General features: G+C 68.8%; 8 protein-coding genes. 4 read left to right on the top strand and 4 right to left on the bottom strand.

Going from position 1 to position 11706, the window contains the following annotated elements:
* Nucleotides 1-7 precede the first annotated feature (7 nt).
* The 4 genes from alr to WME83_RS42100 all read right to left on the bottom strand — a co-directional run bounded on the left by alr (nt 8) and on the right by WME83_RS42100 (nt 3408).
* Nucleotides 8-1288 (bottom strand): alanine racemase, encoded by a 1281-nt coding sequence (alr, locus tag WME83_RS42115; protein ID WP_437315346.1) that lies wholly within the window; start codon nt 1286-1288, stop codon nt 8-10.
* A gap of 98 nt (nt 1289-1386) precedes the next feature.
* Nucleotides 1387-1932: a hypothetical protein gene (locus WME83_RS42110; protein WP_437315345.1), complete on the bottom strand. Its 546-nt coding sequence runs from the start codon at nt 1930-1932 to the stop codon at nt 1387-1389.
* A gap of 391 nt (nt 1933-2323) precedes the next feature.
* Nucleotides 2324-2914 carry a GTP-binding protein gene (locus WME83_RS42105; protein WP_020740311.1) on the bottom strand — a complete coding sequence of 197 codons (591 nt, stop codon included), beginning with the start codon at nt 2912-2914 and terminating at the stop codon, nt 2324-2326.
* An 11-nt stretch (nt 2915-2925) separates the two neighbouring features.
* Nucleotides 2926-3408, bottom strand: a complete 483-nt coding sequence (locus WME83_RS42100; protein WP_012239856.1) for a roadblock/LC7 domain-containing protein — start codon at nt 3406-3408, stop codon at nt 2926-2928.
* 730 nt (nt 3409-4138) lie between these two features.
* Between WME83_RS42100 and WME83_RS42095 the strand changes: the two genes are divergently transcribed.
* The 4 genes from WME83_RS42095 (at nt 4139) to WME83_RS42080 (ending at nt 11665) form a co-directional block, all read left to right on the top strand.
* Nucleotides 4139-7987: a DUF3857 domain-containing protein gene (locus WME83_RS42095; protein WP_437315344.1), complete on the top strand. Its 3849-nt coding sequence runs from the start codon at nt 4139-4141 to the stop codon at nt 7985-7987.
* A 193-nt stretch (nt 7988-8180) separates the two neighbouring features.
* Complete coding sequence (rpmI, locus tag WME83_RS42090; protein ID WP_020740309.1) at nt 8181-8378, top strand: 50S ribosomal protein L35; 198 nt, start codon at nt 8181-8183, stop codon at nt 8376-8378.
* 26 nt (nt 8379-8404) lie between these two features.
* Nucleotides 8405-8764: a 50S ribosomal protein L20 gene (rplT, locus tag WME83_RS42085; protein WP_020740308.1), complete on the top strand. Its 360-nt coding sequence runs from the start codon at nt 8405-8407 to the stop codon at nt 8762-8764.
* Between the two features lie 1416 nt (nt 8765-10180).
* Nucleotides 10181-11665, top strand: a complete 1485-nt coding sequence (locus WME83_RS42080) for a sigma-70 family RNA polymerase sigma factor (protein ID WP_437315343.1) — start codon at nt 10181-10183, stop codon at nt 11663-11665.
* Nucleotides 11666-11706: the final 41 nt, after the last annotated feature.

Here is an 11706-nt window from a genome sequence, read left to right as displayed (position 1 = left end):
CGCGAGCTCAGGGCTCTCGGTAGAACCTGGGCACGCGGCGAGAGATGCTCGTCAGCACCTCCCACGCGATCGTCCCCGTGAGCCCGGCGATCTCTTCCGCGCTGATCGTCGCGCGCCCGAGCGGGCCGTCCTGGGTCCCGAGGAACACCACCTCGTCTCCCACGCGGGCTCCCGGCACGTCCGTCACGTCGAGCATCGTGAGATCCATCGACACGGCGCCTGCGATCGGCGCGCGCTGACCGCGCACGAGGGCCGCCCCGCGGTTCGACAGCTGGCGGCTCAGGCCGTCGGCGTACCCCATCGGCACGGTCGCCACGACGCTCTCCCGCGACGCCTGCCAGGTGTGGCCGTAGCCGATCCTGTCGCCCTTCGCGATCGTGCGGAGCGCGACGATCTCGCTGCGCACCCGGATCACCGGCTTGAGGTCGGGCGCGAGCCCGGGGCACGGCGAGATGCCGAACAGCGCGACCCCGGGTCGAACGACGTCGAGCCACGCGGCGGGGAGGCGCAGCATGGCCGCGCTGTTCGACGCGTGCCGGATCCGCGGCGCGAGGCCGAAGCTCTTCGCCCGCTGCTCGATCTCCTCGAAGCGCCTCATCTGCTCGATCGTCACGCCGAGATCGTCGGCGTCCGCGCAGGCGAGGTGGGTCATGAGCCCGTCGAGCCTCACCTCCGGGTGCTTGGCGAGCATCGCGAACACCGCCTCGATCTCCGAGCTCGCGGCGCCGAGCCGACCCATGCCGGTGTCCACCTTCAGGTGGACGCCGACGCGGCCGCGCTGCTCGAGCCGCACCACGTTCGCGAGGCGCTCGATCTGCCCGGCGTCGTAGACGACGGGCACGAGATCGCGCGCCATGATCTCCTCGAACCCCTCGCGGCGGGGGCCGTAGTAGCCGCCCATGACGAGGATGGGCAGCCGGATGCCGGCGTCCCGCAGCTCGATGGCCTCCTCCAGGAGCGCGACGCACAGACCGGGGATCCCGGTGCGCTCGAGCGTCCTCGCGACGGCCGGCGCCCCGTGCCCGTAGGCGTCGGCCTTCAGCACGCCCCAGATCTGCGGCCGCTTCGCACCGGTCAGCGCACGCTCTAGGACCCGGAGGTTGTGCCGCAGGTGGGCGAGGTTCACCTCCGCGCGGGTCGGCCGCACGGCGTCCGCTGGCGCCGCCCGGCGCGGCCGCAGGACCCGCACGGGGCCGGCGCTCGAGCCGAGCCCTTCGACGGGCGACGCCGTGCCGTTGCGATCGGGAGTCGTGCTGCTGAGCTCTGTGGGCGCGTGCGAAGCGGACATCGTGTACGCGGATAGCCCTACGCTCGATCGCGGGTCAAGATTCCAGGCCATCTTGGTGCGACAAGGTGAGGCATGTTCGCAGAGCGCAGCGCCGCCGGTCAGAAGCAGCCGCGCATGCACCGCGTGTACTTGCCGGAGCACCCCTTCTCGCAGCCGGCGGACCTGCAGTCCTGCAGGCACCCCTTCCAGCTCGCCTCGCACGCCGCGCTGCACTCCGCCCCCGGCGGCGCTGCGTCCTCGGCGGCGCTCGGCGCTGCGTCGGGGGCGCCGGCGTCCGCCTCCTCCGCGGGCGCGGCCACGTCGGCGGTCAGGAGCCTGGGCGGCGGGGCGAGCGCGCTCGTCGGCTCCGGCACGGCGGGAGCCCGGCTGCTGGGCGGGCTCCACTCGCCTTCGTCGAAGTCGCTGGCGTGGCTCAGCTGCCTCGCGCGGAGCGCGGCGTACTCGACGCGATCGCGCGTCTGCCCGAACGTGTAGAACTGGAGCCACTCGTCCCAGCACGCGCGCCGCAGCGTCGGCTTCACGTCGGCCAGCGAGTCGAGCGCCATGCAGTGCTCGAAGCGTACGTCCCCCTCGTAGACCGCGTTGATGCTCGCGCCGCACGCGGTCACCGAGGCGGCGAGGCAGAGGAGGGTCCTGAACCGCACGAGCTACGAACACCGATAGCAGAAAAGCTCGGCCGCGGTGTGCCCCCTGGCTCGCCGTCTCCGGGACCTCGTGGGTCGACGGGCCGAGGTGCTCTCCGGTTGAACTTTGCCCTGCGATGCCGTACCTTGCCGCCCCTTCGCACCGGCGGCGGCGGCACGACGCCTCCGCGCCGGGCGCCTCAACGGAGCCTGTCCATGTTCCTCATGCTGTCGAAAGGTCCTCGGAAGACCACGCGCTCCAAGTCGAAGCGCTACCGGTCCAAGCTGAAGGCGAAGAACCGCAACCGGCGGAACCGCATCTACCAGCGCGCCTGATGGCTGCAGCGAGCGCGAGCGGGCCTTCGCGCCTCGCTCGCCTCGCTGTGCTTCGATCGTGGGGCTGCCCCTTGTCTTAGGGGCCGCCCTTTTTCAGCTCGGTCAGCACCAGCTTCGCGACCGCCTTGAGCGTGTCGAACACCCCGACGCCGGTCCGCGCGACGCCCTCGAAGTCGGGGACGTTGGTCGGGTTGAGCAGCGCCCGGAGCTCCTCGACGGTGCCGATCTCCGGCAGGTCCCGCTTGTTGTACTGGATGACGTACGGGATCTTGTCGAGCGAGTAGCCCTGCTCGGCCAGGTTCGTGCGGAGGTTCTCCACCGACTCCTGGTTCGCCTCGATGCGACCGAGCTGCGAGTCTGCGACGAAGACCACGCCGTCGACGCCCTTCAGGATGAGCTTGCGGCTCGCGTCGTAGAAGACCTGCCCCGGCACCGTGTACAGGTGGAACCGCGTCTTGAAGCCGCGGATCTCGCCCAGCGCGAGCGGGAGGAAGTCGAAGAAGAGTGTCCGGTCGGTCTCCGTGGCGAGGGAGATCATCTTCCCCTTCGCGTCCGGGTTGGTGCGCTCATAGATGTACTGCAGGTTCGTCGTCTTGCCGCAGAGACCCGGGCCGTAATAGACGATCTTGCAGTTGATCTCGCGCGCCATGTAATTGATGAAGCTCATCGACCGCGCTCCTAGTCGTTGAAGAGGTTGTCGATGTCCTCGTCGGTGATCTCGGCGAACGGCGAGTCGGCGCCCGGCTCCTGCACCTTCTTGAGCAGCGCCTCGAAGATGTGGTTGAGCTCCTCGCTCGCCTTTCGCACCCGGAGCCTCACCAACCCGAGGCTCGACTTTGAGTCGAAGATCACCACGAGGATGACGCGGTTCCCGACCAGCTGGATGTGGATGTTCGCCTTCTCACCCTCGTGGAACTGAGTGGCGAACTCGTTCTCCTTGAGGAGCTTCGCCATCCCGCCCGTGGCGGCGATGTTCCCCGCCGTCAGCGAGGCGAGCGACGTGGTGTCGAGGTTGTCGACGTCCCCGCTCGCGGCGATCAGTTGCCCGTTCTTGTCAACGATGAAGACGACCTTCGCATTGGCGTCCTTGACGAGGCGATCCACCACGCTCTGGATCTGATTGAATTCCTCCTCGTACATCACCATCTGAGGGTTGACCATCGTTCCTCCGCCAGCGCTCTCGCGATGGGGCCCTGGGCATTGCGGGCTCTGTAGCCCTTGTCATCACCGGGCGCCGCACGTGCGGTCCCCGACCATCATCATCCAACCGGCTTCCCGCTGTGCGGGTCTGCCTTACCACCGGTACCACGTTCGCGGCGCCACGCTCGCTGCCTGGGGCTTGCATGACCGGTTCGCGGCGCGCAGTGCCGCTGCTCCTCGACCGTGCGCCCGTACATCTTGGGACGTTTCTATCCGAAGCAGGTGCGGCGGAGCAAGGCGGCCCTTTCTGGAAGTTGGAGGATCGCTCAGCGGGGCCCCTCCGAGCGCTGCTCGAGGTCGACGGACCTCGCTCCCACCCCTGCCCCCGTCGGCCCCGGGTCCGGTGCTGTCCAGCCGCCGCTCCGCGGCTGCATGCCGGGCGCTCTTCTCGTCCAAATATCCGAATCAAAACACTTTTTTGCGATCTGAGGGGCGCGGCGGGCCGACGGCCGGACCGCCGCTGCGCCCTGGTCTGGGCCTGCTGCTCGCGGGCGCGCCGCGCGGCGCTCCTGTGTGCTGGGCAGAAGGTCCGGAAAATTCCTGGGATCAGCGCGGGCGGCGCGGCGGGCTCATGAAAGCGCTCCTCGACGTGCGAGATCCCGGGATCACCGCCTGCCGGCGCGCTTTGCTGGCCGTGAGCGTCAGCGCTTGACCTGGGCCGCTTCGTGGCCTGTGCGGGCGAGGCTTGCGCTTGACCGATGGCTTCGGCCACGGGATAGCGCCCTGGATGCGTGACGTGCTCAACCGGACCGAGCCCCGTGGGATCGAGCTCGACGCGGGGACGACGAGGAAGCGCTTCTCCTGCGCGCTCGCCGCGGGGGCGGCGGCCCTGGCGTGCGCCGCGTCGATCGGCTCGGATGCTCGCGCGCAGCTCGGCGCAGTGCACCCCGAGGTGCTCGCCGCGCACGCGGCTGTCCGCTCCGCGAGGGGTCCGGAGGTCTACGGCGCGCTGCGCGAGCTCTGGCGCACGTGGGACCGCGCCGATCCGACGCAGGTCGAGGAGGCGATCGCGTCCATCGCGGAGAGCGGCGCGGCCAGCGCGCCCGCCCGCGTCTACGCGGAGCTCCTCTCGGCGTACGCGCGCAGGCGGCGAGGCGATCTCGACGGCGCGGTCGCGAAGATCCAACGGCTCGGGTTCATCGGTCGCTGGGCGACGATCGGCCCGTTCGACAACGAGAACAAGGGCGGCTTCGATCGCGCGTTCGGGCCCGAGGAGGAGCTCGATCAGCCGATCGTGGCGGGCAGGACGTACGACGGCAAGGCGCGGGCGGTCCGCTGGCGCGTGCCGCCCGAGGCGCCGCAATACGGGTGGTTCGATTTCGGCGATGTCATCCGCCCGGTGGAGGGCGTCTGCGGCTACGCGACGACGTTCGTGCGCGCGAAGCCAGGGACGCGCGCGCCTCGGCCGATCTCGGTCTGGGTCGGCGCGGACGGCGCCTTCAAGCTGTTCTGGAACGGCGAGAAAGTCCTCGCCGATCCGGGGTACCGCGAGCTCGACATCGATCGGTTCGCCGCGCTCGTGTCGCTGAAGCCGGGCTACAACCGCCTGACGATCAAGGTCTGCGGTGGTGCGTCCGCGCCCAAGTTCGCGCTCCGCATCGGCGACGAGAAGGGAGCTCCGGATCTCGATCTGGAGGTGACCTCCGACATCGGGACGCAGGTGACGGCGCCTCAGGGGCAAGCGGGCGTCGCTGGGCGGCCGGGCGGCGCGCGGGCGCAGGCTGGAGCGCCGGCCTCGGGCGTGACGCTCGCCGCGCGTGCGCTCGCCGTCGAGGGGCCCATGCAGGCGTTCGAGCGCGCCGCGGGCGCCGCCCGGCCCTCGCCTGCGCTGCTGGAGGCGTTCGCGCGCTACCTCATGCTCACCGGCGGCGACGCCGAGGGCGAGCACAGGGCGCGCGATCTCGCGCGCCGCTCCGCCGAGGCCGAGCCGAGCGTGCGCCGCTACCTGCTCGCGGGCCAGCTCTCGGAGGACAGGAACCAGCAGCGCGCGTGGATCGAGCGCGCCGCTCTGCTCGTGGGCCGTGGCCGCGAGGACGTCGACGTCCTGCTCGCCCAGGCGCGGCTCGCGCAGACGAGCCCCAACTGGCGGGAAGCGGCCCCCATCTACGAGCGCATCCTGGCCGCAGACCCCGACCACGTCATCGCCGTCCTCGGGCTCGTCGACCTCTATGTGGAGGCGGGGCTGAAGCGCACCGCCCTCGCCACGCTGGAGCGAGCGCTGTCGCGCCAGCCGAGCAGCGTCTCGCTGCTCCGCGCGTCGGCGGCGCAGCTCCGCGCCCTCGGTCGCGACACGGAGGCCGCCGAGATGGAGGCGCGCTACGCGGCGCTTCGCTTCGACGACTCGAGCTTCCTGCACCAGCAGGTCGAGCTCGCGGTGGCGCGGCGCGATCCTGCCGGAGCGGAGCGCTGGCTCGAGCGCTTCCTCCGCAGCGAGCCCGACTCGGTCTGGGCCCGCTCGGTCGCGGCGCGCACGTACCGGGCGCTCGGTCAGGGCGATCGCGCCCTCGCCGCGCATCAGCGCGCGCTCGCCATGGCGCCGGAGGACATCGGCACGCTGCGCGCGCTCTCGGATCTGTACGGCGAGGAGGGCAACCGGGAAGCGCAGCTCGAGATGCTGCAGCAGATCCTGGCGATCAGCCCTCAGGCGAAGGACGTGCGCGAGTACATCGAGCACATCGAGCCGCCGAAGCCGCGCGCCGACGAGGCTTACGCCTGGGCGCCCGACCGCTTCCTCCCGATGCGGCGCAGCGCTGACCGGCAGTATCCCAAGCGCACGCTCCGCAGCCTGACGGTCACCACCGTCTTCCCGAACGGCCTCGCCAGCCGCTTCCGTCAGGTGGTCTTCCAGCCGCTCACGGACGAGGCCGCGGCGAGCGCCCGGCAGTACGCGTTCGAGTACCAGGCCGATCGCCAGACGGTGAGCCTCCGGGCGGCGAAGGTCTACCGGGCCGACGGCAAGGTCGACGGGGCGATCGAGAGCGGCGAGGCGGGCGCGAACAACCCGGCGCTCGCGATGTACACCTCGGCGCGCACGTTCTACGTCAGCTTCCCGCGGCTCAACGCCGGCGACGTCGTCGAGCTGCGCTACCGCATCGACGACGTGAGCCCTCGCAACGAGATCGCCGATCACTTCGGCGAGATCGAGTACCTCCAGAGCGACGAGCCGATCGCCAGCAGCGAGTACGTGCTGATCACGCCGAAGGCGAAGCCGTTCCACGTCTTCGCGTCCCCGCTGCCTGGCCTCGTGCGTGAGACCAAGGAAGACGCCGAACGGCGCATCTTCCGCTTCTCCGCCGCCTCGGTCCCGGCGATCGCCCCCGAGCCGGCGATGCCCGCGTGGTCCGAGATCCTCGCGCATGTCCACGTCTCGACGTTCAAGAGCTGGGACGAGGTCGGCTCCTGGTACTGGGGCCTCGCGCGGGAGCAGTTCGATGTGGACGACGAGGTGCGCAAGCGGGTGCGCGAGATCACGAAGGGCCTCAACGACGATCTGAGCAAGGTCCGCGCGATCTACAAGTACGCGACCGAGACGCGCTACGTGGCGCTCGAGTTCGGCATCGAAGGCATCCGCCCGAGGAGGTGCGCCCAGACGCTCGCTCGCGGCTGGGGTGACTGCAAGGACAAGGCGACGCTGATCGTGACGATGCTCCGCGAGATCGGCATCCCGGCGACGATCGTGCTCGTGCGCACCCGCATGCGAGGCGGCATCGAGCCGGAGCCCGCGAGCCTCGCGCCGTTCGACCACGCGATCGCGTACGTGCCCTCGCTCGACCTCTACCTCGACGGAACGGCGGAGCACTCCGGCTCGACCGAGCTGCCGATCATGGATCGCGGCGCGATCGCGCTTCAGATCAACGAGGGCAAGCCGAAGCTCGTTCGCCTCCCGGAGCCCGCGCCGGAAGCTTCCGTCGTGCAGCGGACCGTCGACATCGCGCTCGGCGCCGACGGGTCAGCCCAGCTCGGGGTCGACATCCAGGTGGCCGGCGCGTTCGCGCCGGAGTGGCGGACCCGCTACATGGCCGAGGGGACGCGCCGCGATCGCGCAGGTCGGGACCTCGCCGTGGACTTCGGGACGGTCGAGCTAGCTCCCGGCAAGGCGGGCGTCGAGGTGAACGACCTCGAGGACATCGAGCAGCCGGTGAAGCTGCGGGCGAGGGGAAAGGCTGTCGCGCTCGCTCGCCTGGAGGGCGACAGCCTGTCGATCCCCGCTGTCCCCGCCCAGCGCCTCGCCACGGAGTTCGCCTCCCTGTCGGTACGTACCCGCGACGTGATCATCCCCGCGCTCACCACGCGCCGGGATGAGTGGTCGATCCGCCTCCCTGCGGGGTGGCGCGTCACCAGGGCGCCGCTGCCCCAGGAGGTGGACACCCCGTTCGGCAAGTTCTCCATCTCGGTCGAGCAGTCCGCGGGGAAGGTCGTCGTTCGCAGCCAGATCTCCCTTACCAAGTCCCGGATCAAGCCGTCCGAGTACATGGATTTCAGGATGTTCTGCGAGACTGCCGACCGTGCGTTCGGCCAGCGGGTCGTGCTCGGCAAGTGAGCGACCGCCCGAACCACGCGCGAGCCCTGGTCGTTCGTCGACGACCGGCGCCGGCCCCTGCCTTGGTCTTGACAATCTTGCGGCGGGTCGCCATAAAGCGCCCCCTCTACGCATCCCTGCGGCACAGAACAGCCGCTCCGGTGGTTCGGAGCGGTGGCCGCTGGGAGCGGTAGGCACTCGGATCGAGGGCGTCATGCCGAAGATGAAGACGAACCGCGCCGCGGCCAAGCGGTTCAAGGTGACCGGCTCCGGCCGGATTCGCCGCAGCAAGAGCGGTCTCAACCACTGCATGCAGGAGAAGAGCAAGAAGCGCCTGCGTCGTCTCCGCAAGAACGACATGGTCGATTCGGCGATGGAGAAGCGCGTCAAGCTGCTTCTTCCCTACGGCTGACCCTGGATCAGTGAGGTAGAGCTCCGATGCCGCGTGTAAAAAGAGGGTTCAAGGCCCGTCGCCGTCGCAACCGCGTCCTCAATCAGACCGAGGGCTACTTCCTCGGCCGGAAGAATCGCTTCCGCCAGGCCGTCGAGGTCCTGCGTCACGCCTGGGAGTACGGCTACATCAGCCGCAAGCTCAAGAAGCGGGATTTCCGTCGTCTCTGGATTACTCGAATCAACGCCGCCGCGCGTCTGAATGGCACGACCTACTCGCGCCTCGTCAGCGGGCTCAAGAAGGCGGGCATCGCGCTCGATCGGAAGATCCTGTCCGAGATCGCGATCCACGATCCCGCGTCGTTCGGCGCTGTAGCGAAGCTCGCCGCGCCCTCGTCGGCCAGGTGACGTTCCTGGGCGGTCTGCACGCGCGTCCGGCCGCACCTTCCTGAGTCGGTCGAGCCTGCCAGAACGCCCCATCCGGCGCTGAAAATTTAGAATTGTAACATAGTTCACATTAAGCTGTCTGTGAGGCAGGCTGCTCTGGCCACCGCCCCTGTGGGGCATGGAGGCCAAGGTCCGTCTTCATGGTGAAGGCAAGACGCTGCCCGTCCCTGGCACGAATGGCGCTGGCGTCGGGTGAGGCGAATCGGTACCGAACGGATGCTCAGTGTGCACATCCTGCACGCTGGCTACGCATCTTTGATGGCACCCTATGACCCTGCTGCCAGGGTGAGCCGAGACCCAGCTCCCAGACCTTCGACTGCTCCAGCGCCGGAAGCCGTCCTCGTGACGGACGCTTCGCACATTCGAGGCCGGAGGAATCTAAGGACGTTCCCGGCTCAGCTCCCCGGGGTCACCCGCGGCTGCGAATTCCGCTGCGCCTGATCCACCGCCTGGAAATACTAAATTTCCAGGTGATCTGTCGGGAAAAATAACCTTCTCCGCCTTCGGCTGTCGGGTGAGGGCTCGACATTGGCATCGGGAGGCCCAGGTTCAGGAAACATCGAAGCGCGCTGACAGGACGGCCTCAGCGGTCGGGTCCGACCCTCTAAGGATCGGAAAGGACAGCATATTCCCTGGCCCGTGCCGCGCGGTCGACCCCGCCAAGCCGAGGGGAGGCCGGCGAGCTCGATGTGTCCCTAAGGAGACAGGTTGCCGATGTTGTTGCGTCCCCGAAAGCGTACCCAGCCATGCAGTTCGGCTCGGTCGCAGCGAAATGTTTCGCTCGACACGACACGGACGGCACCTTCCACTCTACATACCGCACCCAGGGCGAGCTCTCAAACGGGAGAACACGGAACGCACGCCAAAAAAGGCACTGTTCTTGCTTCTGGAGTTGGGCTGCCATCGGGAGCCGGCTCGAGAGCATCACTCTGCAAGAGCAGGTCTGCCTCAGGCGAGAAGAGTTCGACCGGAATCAAAAGAAAGCACCAGCGGTTGCCAGTTTCAACAGGGGCTCCTTCGGTCAGCTCCTGCTCCCTGTTTGGCACGAAATCGTCTCGCTCGCCGTCGAAAGGTGGCGAGGCATTTCAATCTCGCAAGGTCAGCCGTTTAGAAGTGAACGCCGACACAAAGACCAAGATGAGCACGTCGACCGCCCGCCGTCCAGAAACTGCGCGGAGAAACGCCAAGTCCTCTGCTGTAGGTACCTCTGCGCGGCTCGCGGCATCCAAGAGCTCGCAGGGAGCCGAGACCGCATCGGCTCCCCGGCGGGCGGCATCGCAGACCACCGATCCGGGAGTCTCCGATGTCGAAGAATTCGGGGACAGCCAGTCGCCGCGCTCGCACTTTCAAGGAGCTACCACCGTGGAGGGAGCCGCCATGAGGTCGACCAAGAGCAACGCCACTGTAGTGAAGGGCGACCCGCTCGCTCAGGGTGGGACGGCCACGCCGGAAATCGCAGCCCTCAGCCTTCTGGAAGACGACCAGACGGAGGAGACCGTCGTGCGACCCCGCCCGGCGGAGATCATCGACGACGATCGGGCGGCTGACTTCATGGATCTGGACCTCGGACCGCTCGATCGGCTGCCGCAGCCCGAGCGTGCGAGGAACCAGGATCGCGAGCTGAAGGATGTCGAGGACGGCGGGGGTGACTCGATGCTCGCCCGCTACTTCCGCGACATGGCGCTGCACCCGGTGATGGGGCCGGACGAGGAGCTCGACACCGCGCGCGCGGTCGAGCGCACCGAGGTGGACCACTGGGTGGCCCTCCTCTCGTACCTGCCCGCGGCCGAGTACATCCTCACCGCGCTCGAGGAGGATGTCGCCAAGGCTGGCGAGGACGAGGTAAAGGCTCCGCAGATCGCGGAGCTGCAGAAGCTCGTCCGCCTGGCGAAGAAGCAGAAGGGGAAGCTCCTGCCCGAGCAGGAGAAGCCGTGGACCCAGCTCTCCGAGGAGCTCGCCGCGGCCGTCCGGCTGCCGGACTCGGATCGCCTCTGGATGGCGCGGGCCTTCACCATCGCGCGCGATCTCGTGCGCGAGCCGGACTTCGAGGACGACGTGAGCGATCCCGAGGAGACGCGCCCCACGCGGCCGAGGCTCCCGATGTCCAGCTCCTACCGCCGGTACCTCGATCGGGTCGAGCGGACCTTCCAGGCGCAGCACGACGCGAAGAACCGCTTCGTGAAGGCCAACCTGCGGCTCGTCGTGTCGATCGCGCGCCGGTACAACCGCGGGCGTCTGCCGCTCATCGACCTGATCCAGGAGGGCAACATCGGGCTGATGAAGGCGGTCGAGCGCTTCGACCACAGCCGCGGCTACCGCTTCTCGACCTACGCGTCGTGGTGGATCAGGCATGCGATCAGCCGCGCGCTCGCCGACAAGGGCCGCGCGGTCCGCATCCCGGTCCACATGCTCGACACGTACAACCGCGTGGCGCGGGCGACGCAGGCGATCATCGCGCGCACGGGGCATGAGCCGACGATCGAGGAGCTCGAGAAGGAGACAGGGGTCCCGCGCGAGAAGCTCGACAAGGTGAAGGACTTCTACGCGGAGACGCCGTTCTCTCTCGATCGCCCGGTCGGCGACGAGGACGGGCGGAAGTTCATCGACTTCCTCCAGGAGGAGAACGCGCTGTCGCCGTTCGATCACCTGGCGAACAGGAAGTGGAGCGACGAGGTCCGACGGCTCCTGACCACCCTCACGCCGATCGAGTCGCGGATCATCCGCTGGCGCTTCGGTCTCGACGATGAGGATGAGCTCACGCTCAAGGAGATCGGCGACAAGTACAACCTGTCGCGCGAGCGCATCCGCCAGCTCCAGGAGCAGGCGCTCGGCAAGATCCGGAAGCAGATGCGCGACTACTAAGCGACGCGCTCAGCAGGTGCGACGGTGCGGCCGCGCAGCGC

The organism is Sorangium sp. So ce385 (genome assembly GCF_051474135.1).
Classification (GTDB): domain Bacteria; phylum Myxococcota_A; class Polyangia; order Polyangiales; family Polyangiaceae; genus Sorangium; species Sorangium cellulosum_D.
This window is presented reverse-complemented; position numbering and strand designations above follow the sequence as displayed.

Bases quoted from the DNA above. Each gene is read 5' to 3' on its own strand.
- WME83_RS42100 (WP_012239856.1), bottom strand. From the start codon at position 3,408: ATGGTCAACCCTCAGATGGTGATGTACGAGGAGGAATTCAATCAGATC.
- rplT (WP_020740308.1), top strand. From the start codon at position 8,405: ATGCCGCGTGTAAAAAGAGGGTTCAAGGCCCGTCGCCGTCGCAACCGC.
- WME83_RS42105 (WP_020740311.1), bottom strand. From the start codon at position 2,914: ATGAGCTTCATCAATTACATGGCGCGCGAGATCAACTGCAAGATCGTC.
- rpmI (WP_020740309.1), top strand. From the start codon at position 8,181: ATGCCGAAGATGAAGACGAACCGCGCCGCGGCCAAGCGGTTCAAGGTG.
- alr (WP_437315346.1), bottom strand. From the start codon at position 1,288: ATGTCCGCTTCGCACGCGCCCACAGAGCTCAGCAGCACGACTCCCGAT.
- WME83_RS42080 (WP_437315343.1), top strand. From the start codon at position 10,181: ATGAGGTCGACCAAGAGCAACGCCACTGTAGTGAAGGGCGACCCGCTC.